General features: G+C 69.0%; 15 protein-coding genes, 1 pseudogene and 1 riboswitch. Of the genes and pseudogenes, 12 read left to right on the forward strand and 4 right to left on the reverse strand.

The genetic code is table 11. The features are described 5' to 3' along the window. Window positions 1-35: 35 nt before the first annotated feature. From NA3_RS15885 to NA3_RS15895, 3 genes are all read right to left on the reverse strand, one after another. Window positions 36-542, reverse strand: a complete 507-nt coding sequence (locus NA3_RS15885) for a hypothetical protein (RefSeq protein WP_062964386.1) — start codon at window positions 540-542, stop codon at window positions 36-38. A gap of 157 nt (window positions 543-699) precedes the next feature. Then, window positions 700-1,137, reverse strand: coding sequence for an META domain-containing protein (locus NA3_RS15890; RefSeq protein WP_084491591.1), 438 nt, complete (start codon window positions 1,135-1,137; stop codon window positions 700-702). Window positions 1,138-1,167: 30 nt separating this feature from the next. After that, a complete protein-coding gene (locus tag NA3_RS15895) occupies window positions 1,168-2,328 on the reverse strand; it encodes a L,D-transpeptidase (protein ID WP_227995192.1) in 1,161 nt (386 codons plus the stop codon). A gap of 311 nt (window positions 2,329-2,639) precedes the next feature. On the opposite strand from NA3_RS15895, the gene NA3_RS15900 reads away from it, so the two are divergent. The 6 genes and pseudogenes from NA3_RS15900 to NA3_RS15925 all read left to right on the forward strand — a co-directional run bounded on the left by NA3_RS15900 (window position 2,640) and on the right by NA3_RS15925 (window position 9,401). Further along, window positions 2,640-3,326, forward strand: a complete 687-nt coding sequence (locus NA3_RS15900; protein WP_062964388.1) for a rhomboid-like protein — start codon at window positions 2,640-2,642, stop codon at window positions 3,324-3,326. 91 nt (window positions 3,327-3,417) lie between these two features. Continuing rightward, a riboswitch (SAM riboswitch) is annotated at window positions 3,418-3,508 on the forward strand. Next, window positions 3,502-3,978, forward strand: a pseudogene (locus tag NA3_RS15905) (GNAT family N-acetyltransferase); the annotation flags it as partial. It overlaps the preceding riboswitch by 7 nt. Window positions 3,979-4,210: 232 nt before the next feature. Continuing rightward, window positions 4,211-5,818: an ABC transporter substrate-binding protein gene (locus NA3_RS15910; RefSeq protein WP_062964389.1), complete on the forward strand. Its 1,608-nt coding sequence runs from the start codon at window positions 4,211-4,213 to the stop codon at window positions 5,816-5,818. Between the two features lie 5 nt (window positions 5,819-5,823). After that, on the forward strand, window positions 5,824-6,780 hold the full coding sequence (locus NA3_RS15915; RefSeq protein ID WP_062964623.1) for an ABC transporter permease: 957 nt from the start codon (window positions 5,824-5,826) through the stop codon (window positions 6,778-6,780). Continuing rightward, on the forward strand, window positions 6,773-7,648 hold the full coding sequence (locus tag NA3_RS15920; RefSeq protein ID WP_084491593.1) for an ABC transporter permease: 876 nt from the start codon (window positions 6,773-6,775) through the stop codon (window positions 7,646-7,648). The genes NA3_RS15915 and NA3_RS15920 overlap by 8 nt, the downstream gene beginning before the upstream one ends. A gap of 136 nt (window positions 7,649-7,784) precedes the next feature. Beyond that, a complete protein-coding gene (locus tag NA3_RS15925; RefSeq protein ID WP_062964390.1) occupies window positions 7,785-9,401 on the forward strand; it encodes a dipeptide ABC transporter ATP-binding protein in 1,617 nt (538 codons plus the stop codon). Window positions 9,402-9,410: 9 nt separating this feature from the next. On the opposite strand, the gene NA3_RS15930 is transcribed toward NA3_RS15925, so the two are convergent. Continuing rightward, window positions 9,411-10,490: a hypothetical protein gene (locus tag NA3_RS15930; protein WP_062964391.1), complete on the reverse strand. Its 1,080-nt coding sequence runs from the start codon at window positions 10,488-10,490 to the stop codon at window positions 9,411-9,413. A gap of 266 nt (window positions 10,491-10,756) precedes the next feature. Here NA3_RS15930 and NA3_RS15935 point away from each other — a divergent pair, with 266 nt between their 5' ends. The 6 genes from NA3_RS15935 (at window position 10,757) to NA3_RS15960 (ending at window position 17,997) form a co-directional block, all read left to right on the forward strand. After that, window positions 10,757-11,839: an LLM class flavin-dependent oxidoreductase gene (locus NA3_RS15935; protein WP_062964392.1), complete on the forward strand. Its 1,083-nt coding sequence runs from the start codon at window positions 10,757-10,759 to the stop codon at window positions 11,837-11,839. Window positions 11,840-11,841: 2 nt separating this feature from the next. Next, window positions 11,842-13,206, forward strand: a complete 1,365-nt coding sequence (locus NA3_RS15940) for an NtaA/DmoA family FMN-dependent monooxygenase (RefSeq protein ID WP_062964393.1) — start codon at window positions 11,842-11,844, stop codon at window positions 13,204-13,206. Further along, on the forward strand, window positions 13,203-14,336 hold the full coding sequence (locus tag NA3_RS15945) for an LLM class flavin-dependent oxidoreductase (RefSeq protein WP_062964394.1): 1,134 nt from the start codon (window positions 13,203-13,205) through the stop codon (window positions 14,334-14,336). Before NA3_RS15940 ends, NA3_RS15945 begins: the two co-directional genes overlap by 4 nt. 76 nt (window positions 14,337-14,412) lie before the next feature. Then, a complete protein-coding gene (locus tag NA3_RS15950) occupies window positions 14,413-15,276 on the forward strand; it encodes an alpha/beta fold hydrolase (RefSeq protein ID WP_062964395.1) in 864 nt (287 codons plus the stop codon). Window positions 15,277-15,739: 463 nt separating this feature from the next. Further along, window positions 15,740-16,720 carry a terpene synthase family protein gene (locus NA3_RS15955; RefSeq protein WP_063917526.1) on the forward strand — a complete coding sequence of 327 codons (981 nt, stop codon included), beginning with the start codon at window positions 15,740-15,742 and terminating at the stop codon, window positions 16,718-16,720. Window positions 16,721-16,863: 143 nt separating this feature from the next. After that, entirely contained in the window at window positions 16,864-17,997 is a 1,134-nt protein-coding gene (locus NA3_RS15960) for a polyprenyl synthetase family protein (RefSeq protein ID WP_084491594.1), read from the forward strand. The last annotated feature ends 87 nt before the right edge of the window (window positions 17,998-18,084 follow it).

The raw sequence follows: 18,084 nt of genomic DNA on the forward strand, positions 1-18,084 counted from the left end.
AGTGACGCCTTGGTCCTCCCGCGAACACCTGGCGGTCAGACCCTGGCTTCGGTGCTCCGACCGGGCAGTAAGGCCAGCAGTTGCTTGGTGTGGCCTGGTAACTCCGCGTTGGTCAGGCCGGTGATCAGATCCCGTAGGGGTAGTGGTTGATCGACCAACAGGGCGTCGTTGGAGAGCAGGCGGGTGGGAACCAGGGTGTCGAGTTCGGTGTCGCTGAGGGCCGGGCCGGAGAGGCGGCAGAGGACTTCGGCTTGCCGGGACAGGCGGTCGCGGAGGCCGGGGCTGCCGCCGGCAAGCGCTACGACGTGGTCGATGGTCCAGGTGTCGAGGGCGAGGCGGTTGTCGTAGGTGGTGTGCGCGCCGGCGGCGACGGCTGACGCGGCGGCGATGGTGGTGGCGGTGATCAGGCAGACATGCGCCAGGATCTGGTCGGCGTTCCATTCGCCTGGTGCGGGGGTGATCGTCTGATCCGAATCGGCCACGGTGTCGGCAGCTTCCAGAAGCGTGCGGTAGGCGTCGCCCAGCGCGGTGGTATCGAGCATCGTTGAATTATGCAGGTATTTACCTGCCTATTTCAACCCGATTATGCCTGTCGATCATCTGGGTATGCCGGCCGTTCGGGCGGACAAGGGCGATCGGGTCGTCCGGACCGGCTGGATGGGGGCCGACATCGACGATGTGCTGATCGGATCGCGGAGCTCAGCCCGCGGGTTCCGACTCGTGCAGTGTTACGGCGCGGTCGGCGGTTTTCAGCGTCAATGTCGCGCCGTCGAGACTCCATGCCGGGCTTGCCTGCAGCAGTGAGGTCGCCCAGTCGTCGGCTCCGGCACGGTCTCCCGCACATGCCATGCGGGTGCTGGCGAGGGGACCGGTGCGGAGGGTGTTGCCGGACAGGTCGGCGGAGCCCATGAGGGTGTTGCAGCCGGCGGTGGCGCTGAGACGTCCCTCGGTGAAGGTCAGGCGGAGGGGGCCGTCGCCGGGGATTCGCGGGCCCTGGACGTCGGTGGAGACGTAGGTATGGCCGACGGGGGTGGCGGGTGCGGAAACCGTTGGGGTGGAATTGTTTCCGGAGGAGCAGGAGGCTACGGCTGTCAGCGCGGCCAGGACCGGAACGATTCGCAGGATATTCGCCGACATGATCCGATGGTAGCCGCCGGGTGGGCCGGATCAGCTGTTCGCGTTACCGGCCTGCCAGACGTTCCACGGGACCTCCCAGTCGCCGTAGGTGTCCCACACGGGCAGCGGTTGGCCACCGGAGTTGGTGATCTCCACGACATCGCCGACGCCGAAGTGGTCGAAGAACCACTGGGCGTTGTCGGGTGAGAGGTTCACGCAGCCGTGCGACACGTTGCTGGCCCCCTGCTGCCCCACCGACCAGGGCGCCGAGTGGACGAATTCACCGTCGTTGGAAATGCGTTCGTCCAGGTCCACCTTCTCGCGGTAGTACCCGGGCTGGCCGGCGCAGACCCCGTAACTGCAGGAGTCCATGATGATCGACGGCGATTTCTCCGAAATGACATGCGGCCCTTCGTGCGACGGGAATCCGGGCGAGCCGAGACTCATCGGCATCTGGTTCACCTGCGCACCGTTGTGCAGGATCGTCAGCTGCTCGGTGTTGCCGTCGGCCTGGGCGATCCATGCGTCATGGACCGTGTAGTCGGCGCTGTTGTTCTCCGCGCCGAACACCCCGTCGCCGAGGTCGAGACCGAAGACGTCGGCTTCGATATGGATCTTGGTGCCCGGCTGCCAGTACTGCGCGGCGCGGTAGTGCACATCCTTGTCGTCGACCCAGTACCAGGCGCCCGGCTGCGGCGGCGTGACGGTGACCTTCAGATGCTTCTGCACCTCCGCCTTGTTCGCCACCGGCTGGGTGAACTGGAAAACCATCGGCTGCCCGACCCCGATTCCGGTCTGGGCGACGAGATCGGGGGCCGGCACGACATTCGCGTACGCCTTGTGACCGGCGTCTATCGTGGCGACGGTAACCGTCTTGTCGGTCGCGACCTGAGCGAGGTTCACCGCTTGGGCGTCGACGCGATAGGTGGTCCCGAAGTTCAGCGGGTCCTTCGAGGTCCAGCTGCGATGGTCGGCGCCGAAATCGCCGGTGACCGCCTTGCCGTCCCCGTCGGTGACGGTGACCTTGGTGAGCATGCCGTCGGCGGAGTTCACCACGATGGGCGTGGCGGGATTGAGCGGCCCGTGATCGGCCGCGGGCACATCGATCGCCGCGGGCGCGGTGATCTCGGGTCCCTTGGACCCCGGCGCCGCCGACGTGCCGCCACCCGAGCCACCACATCCGCCGACGAGCACCACGATCGCCGTCAGCACCGCTGACACCACCAGTAGAGATCGACGCCTGCGCACGTCCTCACCGCCTCTGTCTCGCACCCTCGCATGCACGGCGCCCACCCGGGACACAGCACCCTCCAGTGCACACCATGAATCCGGTGTCGCACCGCAGCAGCAGAGTACGTGTCGTCGCCGCCCGGCGCGCGCCCGGCACAGCCGGACCAGGCGTTTTGCCGTATTCGGGGTATTCGGCGGGGCGTGGCGCCGACTCACCCCCCACGGGTGAGTGCAGCCGGCCGGCGAGGGCTCATAGTGAAGCGATCTTCGCGATCTGTCGAGGAAGGTGACCGATGCCCAGGCGAGAGCGCTCCCGGTGGCGGACCGCCGCGGCCGCGATCGGCGACTACATCCGGCACGCGCCCGGCACCTACATCTGGCTGGCCATCCTCCTGGTCTCCACCCTCGTGGTCCGGCACCTGTCCCCCGATCAGGCCGAGACTCTGCTGGGCAACCGCTCGACGAATCTGCATCATCTGCGCGAGGATCCGGTGCACGTGCTGATCTCGAGCGCCTTCTGGCTCGCCGGCGGCGGCTGGTTCGGTTACGCGGTCAGCTACACCATCTTCCACGCCCAGGCCGAACGCTGGCTGGGAACGCTGCGCTGGCTGGCGGTGGTGGTGATCGCGCACGTCGGCGCGACCTACCTCAGCGAGGGCGTCTTGTATTGGGCCATCCATCACGGTTACGCCCCGGAATCCGCGGTGAACACCCTCGACTACGGCGTGAGCTATGCGTTGGCCGGTGTCATCGCCGTGCTGGTGTATCGGATCGCGAAGCCGTGGCGGTATGTGTATCTGCTCGGCGTGATCGTCTTCTACGCGATACCGGTCTTCTCGAACCGAACCTTCACCGACATAGGACATTTCAGTGCGATGGTCCTCGGACTGGCCTGTTACCCACTGACCCTCGGGAGGCCGGGCGTGTGGGATCCGGAGGTGGCGGTGCGCGGGCTCTCCGGGTCGGTGCGACACCGGTAATCACACCGGCGGCCGGTCGTCGCGACAAGGATTGGATTCAGCGCGATCCAGAGTGCTGACCCCGCACCGGAATTCCCCTAGCGTGACGTTTCGCCCATCCAGAGCGATCGAGAGACCCGGCTCCACGACGTCGCAGCAACCCGCCGACTGGGTGTGGGTGCTACCGCCGGGACCGATGGAGGAACATATGGTACGCAGCGTCTTTCACGTCCGCCAGGACGATCCGATGGCCGCGCCGCTGCTGGCCGAGCTGGCCATCGAATACAGCAGCCGCTACGGCGGGAGCGTCGGTGAGGTCCATGCCGATCTGGTGAACCACCCGGCCGCCGATTTCGCTGCCCCGCACGGTGATCTGCTGGTGGTGGTCGAGGACGGCGAACCGGTCGCCGGCGGAGCGTTCCGCCGCTACGACGAGCAGACCGCCGAATTGAAGCGCATCTGGACCGCGCGCGAACACCGCCGTCGCGGCCTCGCGACCTTCGTCCTCGCCGAACTCGAGGCCGAGGCGCTGCGCCGGGGGTATCGGCGCATCTTCCTGACCACCGGCCCGCGGCAACCCGAAGCGGTCGCCCTGTACTTGTCGGCGGGATACACCCCGCTCGAACGCACGGCGTCCATCCAGCCCGGTCTGCTCGCGCATCCGTTCGAGAAGTTCCCGCTACGTCCGACCGCGAACACCCAGCGGCGCAATCGTTTCGGGCGCGAACGCGAGGGCGGGTACACCCCGGTGCGGAGCGGCCGACGCTATCGGCCGGTGCGCGACGAGGCCGGTGCCGTGCACGTATGACATTCCTGCCGACGCTGCTCACGCGCCGGCGCCGAACCGTTCCCTGCCGTCCGTACGGCGCCGACCGCTACCGCATCGATCCACCCGGAGTCACCGAATGAAACGAATCCTCTCGCCGGCGCTCGCGCTCACCGCGACGCTGGCGATCGCCGCCTGCGCGAACACCTCCGGTGGTGGCGGCGACGCCGGTCCCCCGCAGCCGGGAGGCACCCTGCGCTACGGCCTGTCGCAGGCGCCGACCTGCTCGGATCCGGCCCAGGCCGGTACCAACCAGACCCTGTACGTGGCACGTCAGATCGTCGATTCGCTCACCGACCAGGATCCGGCGAGCGGGGAGATCACACCGTGGCTGGCCACGTCCTGGCAGGTGAGCCCGGACGCGAAGACCTTCACCTTCCATCTGCGGCCCGACGTCACCTTCAGCGACGGCACACCGCTGACCGCCACGTCGGTGCAGAAGAACTTCGACGCGATCGTGCACACCCTCACCGCGGCGAAAGCGCCGCTGGGCGCCAGCTATCTGGCCGGCTACGCGGGCACGACGGCGGTCGACCCGCTCACCGCCGAGGTCCGATTCGACGCTCCGAATGCCCAATTCCTGCAAGCCTCTTCGACACCGCAGCTGGGCATCCTCGCCGACGCGACCACCGCGAAACCGGCCGAACAGCGCTGCCTCGGCGACAACATCGGCAGCGGTCCGTTCGTGTATGCCGGCTATCGCCAGGATGCGTCCGCCACGCTGGTCAAGCGCCCCGGGTACCGGTGGGGTTCGGCGGTGTTCGCCCATTCCGGCGAGGCGTATCTGGACCGCATCGAATTCACGGTCGTGCCCGAGGCCGGGGTGCGGACCGGCAGCCTGTCGTCGAATCAGCTCGATGCCGTCAGTGACGCACTGCCACAGGATGTTCCGCAACTCGAGGCCGCCGGCGCCAAGGTCCAGTTCGACTCGAACCCCGGTGTCCCGTTCGGGCTGCAGCCGAATGTGAGCCGTGCGCCGCTGTCGGACTCCGCCGTGCGCCAAGCCCTGTTGCACGCCATCGACCGCAAGCAGTTGGTCGATACGGTGCTGGGACCGCAGTTCCTGCCCGCGACCGGTCCGCTGGCCTCGAAAACACCGGGCTACGTCGATCTTTCGAAGTCGATAGCCTATGACCCCGACCAGGCGCGCCGCATCCTGGACCAGGCCGGATGGGTGCCCGGCGGCGACGGAATCCGCGTCAAGGACGGGCGGCGGCTGTCGTTCGGGGTGCTCTTCGGCGCGCAGTTCGCCGCCAATCAGGCGACCTTGGAACTGGTGCAGCAGCAACTGCGCAAGATCGGGGTGGATATTCGGCTGGAGTTGACGCCCGTCGCCGACTACACCGCGCGGCAGAACTCCGGTGACTTCGACGCCACCTACTTCAACACCACCCGCGCCGACGGCGACATTCTGCGCACCACGTTCGGGCGCGGTCAGCGAAACCTCAACCAGCGCGGACCGATTCCGGCGCTGGACCAGGCGCTCGCCGACCAGCTCTCGACCACCGACCCGGCCGCGCGGGCGGGGATCATCGGGCAGGCGCAGCGATCGGTGATCGAGAACGGCCTGTGGTTGCCGACCATCGAATTGTCGCAGGCGATCGGCGTGTCCGGCGCGGTGCACGACCTGAAATTCGAGGCCTCGGCGCGTCTGCAGTTCTACGACACCTGGTTGAGCAAGCGATGACTCCGATGACCCGGTATGTGATCGTGCGGGTGCTGCAGGCGATCGGTGTGCTGTGGGCGGCGTTCACCATCTCCTTCGCCGTCTTGTTCCTGCTGCCCTCGGATCCGGTCCAGATGGCCGTCGACGCGGATCCGGGGGTGCCTCCGGATCCGGCCGCCATCGCGGAGCTGAAGGCCAGATACGGGCTGGATCGCTCGGTGCCGGAACAGTATTGGACCGCGCTCACCCACGCCGTCCGAGGTGACCTCGGGCGCTCCCTGAACACCGGGCAGTCCGTCACCGGCGCGCTGGGGCAGTCGATTCCCTCGACGCTGGCGCTGGCCGGGCTGGCGCTGCTGCTGGCGATCGTCTTCGGCGCCGCACTGGCCGTGGCCGCCTCCTACACCCGGCGTCCGTGGTTGCGGAATCTGCTGACCGCACTGCCGCCGATCGGGGCCGCGATGCCGACGTTCTGGGTGGGACTGCTTCTGCTGCAATTGTTCTCGTTCCGGCTCCGGCTCGTGCCCGCCTTCGGCGGGACGGGCTTCAGTGGCACGATCCTGCCCGCGATCACCCTGGCAGTGCCGGTAGGCGCGGTGATCGCGCAGGTGTTCTACAGCGGTCTGGCCACCACATGGCGGCAGCCGTTCGTCGATGTTGCCTTCGCCAAGGGCGCCTCGCGGCTGTGGGTGCAATGGCGCCACGTGCTGCGCGCCGCGGCCGGGCCGGCGCTCACCGTCGCGGGACTGTGGGTCGGCACGGTGCTGGCCGGTTCCGTGGTGGTCGAAACCGTGTTCTCGCGCGGCGGACTGGGCCGGCTGACCCAGAACGCGGTGCTGCATCAAGACATTCCGGTGGTGCAGGGGATCGTGTTGATCGCCGCCCTGGCCTTCGTGGTGGTGAATCTGGCGGTGGATCTGATCTATCCGCTGCTGGATCCCCGCGTCGCCGTCGCTCGCGAGAAGGTGCGCGCACATGTCTGACACGCTGCTCATCGCCCACCCCGCCGCCGCCAGGATCACGGAACTGCGGCGGGCGCTGGCGCCGAAACGCTGGCGCGCCACCGCCGGGCTCGCGGTGTCGATCCTCGTGCTGATCGTGGTCCTCGGCTGGGCGGTCGCGCCGTCGCTTCTCGCCGGCGACGATCCACGCGCGGGCGTGCCGGAGGAGAAATTCCGCGGCCCGAGCCCGCAGCACTGGTTCGGTACCGACAATCTCGGCCGCGACCTGTACACCCGGGTGGCGCACGGGGCGGCGTTGACGCTGTCGGCGACGGTCTGCGCCGTGCTGCTGGGGTTGGTGGTCGGTTCGGCGATCGGTCTCGTGTCCGGCACCCTCGGCGGGACCGTCGATGCCGTCGTCATGCGCGGAGTCGATGTGCTGCTGGCGATTCCGGAACTGTTGTCGGCCCTGGTACTGATCACGGTGCTCGGACTGGGCACCCGGAACGTGGCCATCGCGGTGGGCGTGGCGCTGATCGCCCGGTTCGCGCGGGTGATGCGCTCGGAAGTGCTGCGGGTGCGCCGCGCACCCTACGTGGAGGCGGCGTTCGCGTCCGGAGTGCGCTGGCACACCGTGCTTCTTCGCCACATCCTGCGCACCGCGTACGCGCCGGTCGCCGCGCTGGCCGCGGTCGAGTTCGGTGTCGCGGTCCTGGCGATCTCGTCGCTGAGCTTCCTCGGCTACGGTGCCGCGCCGCCGACCCCGGAATGGGGGTCGCTGATCTCGGAGGGCCGCAACTACCTGGTGCTCGCCTGGTGGATGACCACCCTGCCCGGCCTGGTGATCGTCGCGGTGGTGCTCGCCGCCCAGCGCATCGGCCGCGCGATCGGGAACACGGAGGACCGATGAGACATACTCGCGCAGCCTCTCGTCGGTCCGACCGGGTGCGGGTGTCCCGCAGGACACGAGGACCGATGAGACACACTCGCGCAGCCTCTCGTCGGTCCGACCGGGTGCGGGTGTCCCGCAAGACACAGGAGGGGCGATGATGAGCGACGACACCTTGTTGCGGGTCGATGATCTGCACGTTCGCTACGGCGGCACGGCGGTGGACGCGGTGTCGGGTGCGACGCTCGAGATCGCGCGCGGGGAGACCGTCGCGCTGGTCGGTGAGTCGGGTTCGGGCAAATCCACACTCGCCCATGCCGTGATCGGCCTGCTGCCCGACTCCGCGGAGGTATCCGGCGGCGGAATCGTCTTCGACGGCCACCGGCTCGACACCGCGTCGGATCGCACGCTGCGCGGCCTCCGGGGCGCGCGTATCGGACTCGTCCCGCAGGATCCCGGGACGTCGCTGAATCCGGTGCAGCGCATCGGCGATCAGGTGGCCGAGGTGTTGCGCATCCATCGGCGGGCCGATCGCCGCACGGCACGGCTGGAGGCGGTCCGGTTGCTCACCGAGGCGGGCCTGGACCGCCCGGAGGTGCGGGCGCGGCAGTATCCGCAGGATCTGTCCGGTGGACAACGTCAGCGGGTGCTGATCGCGATCGCGCTGGCCTGCGAACCGGAACTGGTGATCGCCGACGAGCCGACCAGCGCCCTGGACGTCACCGTGCAGCGCCGCATCCTCGACCACCTCGCCGACCGCACCGCGCAGCTCGGCACCGCGGTCCTGCTGATCACCCACGACCTCGCGGTGGCCGCCGACCGCGCCGATCGGATCGTGGTGATGCGCCACGGCCGGATCGTCGAAACCGGAACCACCACAGCCGTTCTCACCGATCCGCAGCACGAATACACCGCCGAGCTGCTCGCCGCCGCGCCGAGTGCCGAGACACCGGTGCGCCGAGCGCGCCCGCGGGCCGAACGCCCCTTGCTGGTGGCGACGGGGCTGCGTAAGAGTTTCCGCATGGCGCGGGGTGTGCGCACCGATGCGGTCGACGATGTGTCACTGGATCTCGATCGCGGCGAAACGCTCGCCCTGGTCGGCGAATCCGGCTCCGGCAAGACCACCACCGCGCGCATCCTCGCCAGGTTGTCGACACCCGATGCGGGCAGCATCCGCTTCGACGGGCGCGACGTCGCCCGTTTGCGCGGCGCCGGGCTGCGGGAGTTTCGCCGGCGCGTCCAGGTGGTGTACCAGAACCCGTACACGTCACTGAATCCCACCCTGAGCGTCGCGAAGATCGTGGGAGAACCGTTGCAGGCCTTCGGAATCGGCGATCGTCGCGAACGCCGCGCCCGGGTCGCCGAACTGCTCGAGCAGGTGGCGCTGCCGGGTGACGTGGCCGGCCGGCGCCCGGATCGGCTGTCGGGCGGGCAGCGGCAGCGCGTCGCGATCGCCCGGGCGCTGGCGCTGCGGCCGGATGTGCTGGTGCTGGACGAACCGGTGTCGGCGCTCGATGTCGGGGTGCAGGCCCAGATTCTGGCGTTGCTGGAGCGATTGCAGGCCGAGCTCGAGCTGAGCTATCTGTTCATCTCCCACGATCTGGCCGTGGTGCGCCGCATCAGCGACCGCGTCGCGGTGATGCGGGAGGGCCGGATCGTCGAAACAGCCGCCACCGCAATGCTGTTCGACGATCCACGGCACGAGTACACGCGGGAGTTGCTGGCCGCGGTGCCGGGCGGGTTCGCGCGGCCGGCGATCGAGCGGTCCGCCTGAGGGCACGAGCTATACCTCGTCGGAGCCGGACGGCTCGTCGTCGCTCGCCTCGGTCTGCCGGTCCCGCCACAGCCAGAACACTGCGGACGCGACCAGCGACCACCCGGCGAGCACCAGATACGGGAAGATGTGCTGATGGCCGGAGAAGTACACCGCGGTGTGCTGGGCGTTGACCGAGGCGCCCGGCGGTAGCCAGCGGCCGATCGCCCCGAGTACGGACGGCAGCAGCGGCCACGACACCGCGCCGCCGGAGGACGGGTTGCCGAGCAGCACCATCACACCCCAGGTCGGGATCATCGCCCAGCGCCCGAACAGCGCGTTGAACATCGAGAAGATCATGCCCGAGGTGAACATGGTGAACGCCAGAATTCCCCACGACTGCACGAACGGCAGGGACAGTGCGCCCAGCCACCAGTCCACCACGGCGGCGATCGCGAACCCGCCCAGCAGGGCGTAGGCGACGGTGAATCCGATCCGCTGTACCGCACTGAGCGCACCGGCGTGCACGCCGAGCTGGATGGCGCCGATGAAGCCGATGATCACCGCCGCCAGGGTGATGTAGAAGATCGCCAATCCGCGCGGATCCCCCGGCTGGAGCGGATTGATATCGCTCACCGCAATAGGGATCCGGGTCCGGCGGCTCGCCTCGGCGGACGCTTGGACGACCACCTGGGCTACCGACGAACCGGACGCACCCGAAATATCGACCGGGATCCGTTCGGTCGTGCGCACGTCCAGAATGGCGAACACCCGCTGCGATTCCACGGCCTCGCGCGCCGCTTCCGGGGTGTCGTAGTGCAGCGGACGCAGGGAACCGTTCAGAGCCTGATCCATGGTGTCGAGGAAGCGCTGATCGGGTGGCGGTACCGCGGTGCCCGCATCGACGATCGCGATGGGGATCCGGTGCGGTGTCGGATTGGCGAGGATGTAGGTGTAGGAGCCGGCGAACAGTCCGGCCGCGATCGCCAGAATGAACACCAGCACCGTCGCCGGCAGATACGGCGAGTGCCGGTAGCGGTGCCAGCGGCCGCGCCATCCGGTCGGCGCCACCGGCACCGCGGCCGGGGTGTTCCGCTCGTTGTCGGACATGCCGCCACCTTAGAAGCCCGTAACCCCCGGACATCCGGAAGCAGCCGGGAACGGCGGCGCCGCGCATCGCGACCTCCGGGCCGCTTCGGCTCCCCGCCGATCGCGCCGGCCGCAAGAATAGAATTCACCACGATCGAGAGTGCTGACGCCGCAGGCGATTTCTCCTAGTTTGAGCTTCTGCCCATCCGGCGATCGCGGGACATCTCCGCTTCCCACGAACCGCGATTCGGCGGTGTCTCTCCTGTCGATCGAAAGGACGCCTTCGCATGTCGTCGTTCCCGCCTCTGCTCGGGGTGGAATTGTCCGGCACGGGTACGCACCCGGCGTCGTGGCGGCGGGCCGACTCCCGCGCCGAAGAGCTGTTCACGCCCGGTTACTGGCTCGACGCGATCATCGCCGCGGACCGGGCCGGACTCGACTTCGTCTTCCTCCCGGACTCCTTCGGCGTGGACGCCGGCGGTTACGGGCCGGTCGACGCGATCGCGCTCGCGGCCCGCGCCGCCGCGGCGACCCGGACCATCGGCCTGATCCCGCAGGCGACGGTCACTCACACCGAGCCGTTCCATGTGTCCAAGGCGATCGCCGCCCTCGACTACGCCACCCACAGCCGGGCGGGCTGGGAGGTCGCGGTCTCCTCCGACCCCGAGCAGACGAAACTCTTCGGACGCAAGCAGCCGCAGGACGACGCCTCGCTGTGGCGCGAGGCCGACGAGACGATCGAGGTGGTGACCCGGCTGTGGGACAGCTGGGAGGACGACGCCGAGATCCGCGATCTCGCGACCGGCCGGTTCATCGACCGCGACCGATTGCACTACATCGATTTCGAGGGCGAGAACTTCTCCGTCAAGGGCCCCTCGATCACCCCCCGCCCGCCGCAGGGGCAACCGCCGATAGCGGTGCGCGCCCAGTCGGCCGCGAGCACCCGTCTCGCCGTGCATCGTGCCGATCTGATCCGGATCAGCGCCGCCGACCTCGACGAGGCCGCAGCCCTGCGCGCCCGGCTGCGCTCCGCGGTCGCCGCCGCCGGCCGGACGCCCGACGAGGTGCGAATCCTGCTCGACGTCGACGTACATCTGGCCGCGACCGAGGAGCTGGCGCACACCGAACTCGACCAGCTGGACGCGTGGGGCCCGGCGGCCCCGTCCGCGACCGTGCGCCACCTCGGCACCGCCGACGGGCTGCACGCGCTGCTCGACCGGACCCAGCGTGCGTGCGCCGCCGATGGTCTGGTGGTGCGGCCGCTGGCGGTGCCCGCGTTCAGCGCCGCGCTCGTCCGGCCGGCGCGCAGCCTGCGCGCCCGGATCGGTCTGACGCGCCCCGTCAACCGCTACGCACTCGCCCGAGGATGAGGATGCCGAAACAACAGGTACGCAAGCAGATTCACCTGGCCGCCCACTTCCCGGGGGTGAACAACACCACGGTGTGGAGCGTGCCGGAATCGGGCAGTCAGATCGAGTTCGACTCCTTCGTCCACCTGGCCCGCACCGCAGAGCGCGGACTGTTCGACTTCTTCTTCCTCGCCGAGGGGCTGCGGCTGCGCGAACACCGCGGCCGGATCTTCGACCTCGACGTGGTCGGTCGTCCCGACACCTTCACCGTGCTCAATGCCCTCGCCGGGGTCACCACGCATCTCGGCCTGGCCGGCACGATCAACACCACGTTCAACGAACCCTTCGAGCTCGCACGGCAATTCGGTAGCCTGGACCACCTCTCGGGAGGGCGGGCCGCCTGGAACGCGGTCACCTCCTCCGACGCGTTCACCGGTGAGAATTTCCGCCGTGGCGGCTATCTGGACCACTCGCAGCGCTATGTGCGCGCGGCGGAAGTGGTCGACGCGACCCGCGCGATCTGGGACAGTCGCGCCGGCGGGGCGCCGGTCGTCGACCGCGAACGCGGGGTGTTCGGCGGCCCGGCGCCCCGATTCAGTTATCGCGGAACACAATTCGACATCGAGGGCGTCTACGGGTTACCGGCGAGCCCGCAGGGATATCCGGTGCAGATCCAGGCCGGTGATTCCGAGGAGGGCCGGGAATTCGCCGCCGCGAAGGCCGACGCGATCTTCAGCCGTCACGGCGAACTCGAGGACGGACGCCGGTTCTACACCGACATCAAGACCCGGCTCGCGAAGTACGGCCGTCGCCGCGACGATCTGAAGATCCTGCCCGCCGCGACCTTCGTGCTCGGTGACAGCGAGTCCGACGCGCAGGAGCGGGCCCGCGAGATCCGGCTGCGGCAGGTGGGGCCGCAGACGGCGATCGCGTTCCTCGAACAGGTCTGGGGCCGTGATCTTTCCGGCTACGACCCCGACGGGCCGCTGCCCGAGATCGATCCGGTCGACAACGCGACCATCACCCGCGGGCGCGTCCGGCACGCCAAGGACCCGCGCGCGATCGCGGAGGACTGGCGCGCCAAGGCGGAGGCGGAGAAGCTGAGCATCCGGGAGCTGATCATCGAGGTGACCGCGCGCCAGCAGTTCGTCGGCACGCCCGCCCAGGTCGCCACGGAGATCGATCGGTACGTGCAGTCCGACGCCGCCGACGGATTCGTGCTGGTTCCGCATCTCACGCCCGCCGGACTCGACGAATTCGTCGACAAGGTCGTTCCCGAACTTCAGGAGCTGGGCAGTTTCCGAACCGAATACACCGGTGTGACCCTGCGCGAACATCTGGGGCTGCGCCATCCGCATCGCGGCAGCGAAGGAGTGCGAGCGTCATGACCGTGCCGTTGTCGATTCTGGATCTCTCCCCCGTCAGCGCCGGATCCACACCGCGGCAGGCGCTGCGCAACACCATCGACCTGGCCCGGCACGCCGAGTCGTGGGGGTATCGCCGATTCTGGGTCGCCGAACACCATTTCGTCGCGGTGGCCTCCTCGGCGCCGACCACGCTCATCGCGTTGATCGCGGCCGCGACCGACAACATCCGGGTCGGCTCGGCCGCCGTGCAGGCCGGCCACCACACCTCCGCGGCGGTGGTGGAGGCGTTCGGCACCATCGACGCGCTGTATCCGGGACGGCTTGATCTCGGTCTGGGGCGCTCGGCGCATCGAATCGCCGAAGTGCGCTCGGCGGGGGTGAAACCGGTGCCCGCGCCCGACCGCCCGACCCGGGTGCGCGACGGTGTGGTGATCCCACCGCCGTTCAGTCCCGGACGGCTGCTCGACACCACCCGGCTGGCGGCGAGTTTCGAGGCGCTGCAACTGCCCGGGACCCAGCCGCTGGACTACGGCCGTCAGGTGCGTGAGATCCGCGACCTGCTGACCGGGAACTACCGCAGCTCGGAAGGTGTGGCCCTGCACGCGGTTCCGGGTGAGGGCGCCGAGGTGCAGCTGTGGCTGTTCGGCAGTTCCGGTGGGGAGAGTGCCCAGCTGGCGGGGCGGCTCGGGCTGCCGTTCGCGGCCAACTACCACGTCTCGCCCGGCACGATCGTGGAGACGGTGGAGGCGTACCGCGCCGCCTTCCGGCCCTCGGCGGTGCTCGACCGGCCGTATCTGGTGGTCTCGGCGGATGTGGTGGTCGCCGACGACGACGCGACCGCCACCCATCTGGCCTCGACCTACGGCCACTGGGTCTACAGCATTCGCAGCGGCGCCGGGGCGGCCGAATACCTCGACCCCGATACCGCTCCTCCGCTGACCGAACAGCAGCAGCGCCTGGTGCACGATCGCGTCACCACCCAGTTCGTCGGCGCACCGGGTTCGGTGGCCGAACGGCTCTCGGCGCTGCAGCAGTTGACCGGCGCCGACGAACTCGTCGTCACCAGCGTCACCTACCGGCACGAGGACCGGCTGCGTTCGCACGAACTGCTCGCCGCCGAATGGGGGTTACCGCAGATCCGCGCGGCCTAGGAGCTACTTTGCGCGGCCGATGAGTTTCGGCGGCGGAAGGAGTCTTCTCAGCAGACGCAATCGCAGAGGAGTCTTCATGCCGCTTCAGAGTCGACGCTCGCCCGAGCATCTGGTCACCGTCGGTGACGCCGAGATGTGTGTGACCACCTTCGGAGACCGGCGGCGGCCTGCCGCGGTGCTGCCCAGTACGTCGGGACTCTTCTGGGAGGACGAGTTCTGCGACCGGTTGGCCGCCGCCGGCCGGTTCGTGCTTCGCTACGACATCCGTGACACCGGCCGGTCGACTGCCTATCCGACCGGCGCGCCCGGGTACACCTTGCGTGACCTGGCCTCCGACCTCATCGGGCTGATGGATCTCTTCGAGCTGCCGCGAGCCCACCTGGTGGGTTTCTCGGTGGCCGGCTGGATCTGTCAACTCGCCGCGCTCGACCACCGCGATCGCGTGTCCGCCCTGACCTTGATCAACACCAGGCCGACGTCTCCTGGCCCGGCGGATCCCGATCTGCCCGACCACTCCGACCGGATCATGGGCTTCTTCGCCGCGACACCCGCCCCGGACTGGTCCGACCGGGAGGCGGTGATCGACTACCGCGTCGAACAGGCCCGGACCCTGTCGGGCGCACATGGATTCGACGAACAGCAGGCACGACAGCAGGCGGCGCGCACGGTCGATCGCACCACCGACATGGGCTCGAGCGTGCTCAACCTGGCCTTCGTCGATGCGGGCGAGCGCTGGCGTGAGCGTCTGGGCGAGCTCACCGTCCCGACCCTCGTCGTCCACGGCACCGACGACCCGTTCTTCCCCTACGGCAACGGTCAGGCCATGGCCCGGGAGATCCCGGGCGCCGAACTACTCCCCCTGCCCGGCATCGGGCACGAGCTGCCGGCGTCCACGTGGGATCGACTGCTCGTCGCCATGCTCGCACTCCAGGACGCGTAGTCACGGGCGCGCCCTGGAAGCTCCGCGGTTCCGTCGGTGCTGATGTCGCCGGCGTGCGTGTTCCCGGTTGCCGCGATCGTGCTGAGCTCGGTAGCTGCCATCGCTGGTCGACCGCACGCCGAGCCCGGGTGGCACGCGCGGATCCGTGAGTCGGATGTCCGCCGAGTCGACCCGGGCGGTCCGGCGGCGCGTCGATCTCGGCCGCGGCGCGGGTCGTCTTCCGGGGCGCGTGTCGATGATCGCCCGGTGAATGCTCCGGGGCAGGTGGCGGGTCCGCCGCCCCGCCCGGGCGGGCTGTCGCCTGCGTCGTCGATCCGCGACGAGGTCCGCCGGCACGAGCGATATCGAACCGAATCCGTTGTGGCACTTCGCCTTGTCGCCCTACGGGTTCGGCTCGATATCGCAAACCGAATGCCCGGATTGCCGCAGTCGCGTTAAACTGCTTGGGAGATAGGCGGTTTCGATGCATGTAACTGAGTTCTTCATGCCGTTCGATTCGGAGGGGGCCAATCCCGCCGAATCGGAGGCCGAGCAGGCCATGTGGGCCTGGCTCGAACGTTGTGATCTGGTTCCCTCGGAGCCGACTCGGCGGCGCATGCGCCGGACCCGGCCGGCTCGCATGTACGCGCTGTGGTGCCCGTATGCCGATGCGGACGCGCTGGGATTGCTGAGCAGATTCACCGCATGGGCTTTCATCGTCGACGATCAGTTCGACATCGAAATCCCCGACCCGGCACGGACCTTGGCGACCATCACCGAACTGGAGGAGGTGTTCGAAGACGGTGCGCGACCGCTCGGTGTGCTCGCGGCGGCCTTCGCCGAACTCTGGCGCGAACTGTGCGCCGGACGGTCCAGCCAGTGGCGCCATGCCGTGCGCACCGAACTCTCGGCGTGGCTGTGGACTTACCACACCGAGAGCATCGGGCGGCTCACCGATCGCTATCCCGATCTGGACGACTATCGGGCCCACCGGCGCGATTCCGTGGCACTGTACGTATTTCTCGATATCAGCGAGATCGCGGAGGGCGTCGACCTGTGCGCGGCGGCGCGTGGCCTGCCGGCGTTTCGTGCGATACGGGAGGCGTCGGTCGAACATATGGGACTGTTCAACGACATCCTGTCCATCGACTCCGACGAGGCCTCGAAGTATCTGTACAACTCGGTGCTGCTGGCCGAACGGCAGCAGGGCCTCGACCGGAAACAGGCGGTCGAGGTGGTCGACCGGATGCTGACCGGATGTGTGCGCCGGATGCTGACGGGCATCGATGCGCTGCCCGCCGAACTCGACGCGGCAGGACTGTCCGGCCGCGAGCGCGCCGATATCCTCAGCACCGCAACCTGTTACACCCGATACGTCCGAGCCAACTTCGACTACCACTATCAGGCCGCGCGCTACACCAGTGCACCGCGCGAGGCACTCGAACACGGCGCACCCCTGACCTGACGGCGAACCCGCGGGCGTTGCGCAAACGCAACCCGGGCCACCGCCCGGCCCGCGGGTTCCGGTGCGACGATGAATACTTCACGCACCGCCGACCGCGACGCGGAGCGGGCGCGGCGGCTGTGCCCTAGCGAGCGGGGCCGGTAATGCGATCATCCAAACCCACCACCTCCCCTCCGGAACAACGCCTTCCCGCAGCGGACCGCAAGGACTGCGCACTCCCGCGCGAACCCGGGCGCCGTCCACGCGCCACCACCGATGCCACACCCGGCACGCGCTCTGCGGGCACTCTGCTTGCCGATGCCCGCACGGCGATCGCGCCGGTCCTGCGGGCCGCCGTCGCGACGCTCGGTCACCCCCTGGACCGGATGGCGGGGTATCACTTCGGCTGGTGCGACGCCGAGGGCAATCTGCGTACCGGTGCGCACGGCAAGTGTCTGCGCCCGGCACTGACTCTCGCTGCCGCGGCCGCCTGCGGCGCCCCGGCCGCCGATGCCGTCCACGCCGGCGCCGCGGTCGAACTGCTGCACAACTTCTCCCTCGTGCACGACGACGTGATGGACGCCGATCCGCTGCGTCACGGCCGGCCCACGGTCTGGCGGGTGTGGGGTACCACGAACGCCACGCTGCTCGGAGACGCGTTGCAGGCCTTGTCGTTCGCCGTGCTCTCCGACGGTGGAGTGCCGGAGGAGGCCGGCGCCGCCGCGGTGATCCGGCTGGCCCGCACCGCCGCGACGCTGTGTCACGGCCAATATCAGGACTGCGATTTCGAAACCCGGCCGGATGTGAGCGTCGAGGACTATCTGTCCATGGCGGCGGGCAAAACCGCTGTGCTCCTGGGATGTTCGTGCGCTCTGGGCGCGTTGTGCGCAGGTGCGGATTCGCGGACGGTGGCCGCGTTCAACACCTTCGGCCGCAATTTGGGCGTGGCGTTCCAACTGGTCGACGACGCCATCGACATCTGGGGCGAGCCTGCGGTGACCGGTAAACCCGCGCTCAGCGACCTGGCCGCCCGGAAGCGGTCGTTTCCGGTGGTGTGCGCGTTGGCCTCCGGCACCGACGCGGGCCACGAGTTGGCGCGGCTCTACAGCGAGCCACGGCCGATGACGACAGCCGACGTTGCGCGTGCGGCCGAACTCGTCGCCGCCGCCGGTGGCCGCGAACTCACCCGCGATTACGCCGACCGCGCGTTGCGTTCCGCACTCGCCGGCCTGCCGCCCGGCGTGGCCCGAGGTGATCTCGAAACCCTCGCCCACGTGGTGGTCCGGCGAAACAGGTGAGCGGTGCCTGCGATCGAATCGGCCGCGTCGGCTATAACTGCTGCATGGGAAAGTTCGGCGAAGACGGTCGCAGCACGGACACAGCGC

The sequence above is a fragment of the Nocardia africana NBRC 100379 genome (genome assembly GCF_001612635.1).
Classification (GTDB): Bacteria; Actinomycetota; Actinomycetes; order Mycobacteriales; family Mycobacteriaceae; genus Nocardia; species Nocardia africana.

Coding starts and splice junctions, on each gene's coding strand:
- NA3_RS15930 (WP_062964391.1), bottom strand. CDS start 10,490: ATGTCCGACAACGAGCGGAACACCCCGGCCGCGGTGCCGGTGGCGCCG.
- NA3_RS15935 (WP_062964392.1), top strand. CDS start 10,757: ATGTCGTCGTTCCCGCCTCTGCTCGGGGTGGAATTGTCCGGCACGGGT.
- NA3_RS15955 (WP_063917526.1), top strand. CDS start 15,740: ATGCATGTAACTGAGTTCTTCATGCCGTTCGATTCGGAGGGGGCCAAT.
- NA3_RS15945 (WP_062964394.1), top strand. CDS start 13,203: ATGACCGTGCCGTTGTCGATTCTGGATCTCTCCCCCGTCAGCGCCGGA.
- NA3_RS15885 (WP_062964386.1), bottom strand. CDS start 542: ATGCTCGATACCACCGCGCTGGGCGACGCCTACCGCACGCTTCTGGAA.
- NA3_RS15900 (WP_062964388.1), top strand. CDS start 2,640: ATGCCCAGGCGAGAGCGCTCCCGGTGGCGGACCGCCGCGGCCGCGATC.
- NA3_RS15925 (WP_062964390.1), top strand. CDS start 7,785: ATGATGAGCGACGACACCTTGTTGCGGGTCGATGATCTGCACGTTCGC.
- NA3_RS15920 (WP_084491593.1), top strand. CDS start 6,773: ATGTCTGACACGCTGCTCATCGCCCACCCCGCCGCCGCCAGGATCACG.
- NA3_RS15915 (WP_062964623.1), top strand. CDS start 5,824: ATGACCCGGTATGTGATCGTGCGGGTGCTGCAGGCGATCGGTGTGCTG.
- NA3_RS15950 (WP_062964395.1), top strand. CDS start 14,413: ATGCCGCTTCAGAGTCGACGCTCGCCCGAGCATCTGGTCACCGTCGGT.
- NA3_RS15890 (WP_084491591.1), bottom strand. CDS start 1,137: ATGTCGGCGAATATCCTGCGAATCGTTCCGGTCCTGGCCGCGCTGACA.
- NA3_RS15910 (WP_062964389.1), top strand. CDS start 4,211: ATGAAACGAATCCTCTCGCCGGCGCTCGCGCTCACCGCGACGCTGGCG.
- NA3_RS15940 (WP_062964393.1), top strand. CDS start 11,842: ATGCCGAAACAACAGGTACGCAAGCAGATTCACCTGGCCGCCCACTTC.
- NA3_RS15960 (WP_084491594.1), top strand. CDS start 16,864: ATGCGATCATCCAAACCCACCACCTCCCCTCCGGAACAACGCCTTCCC.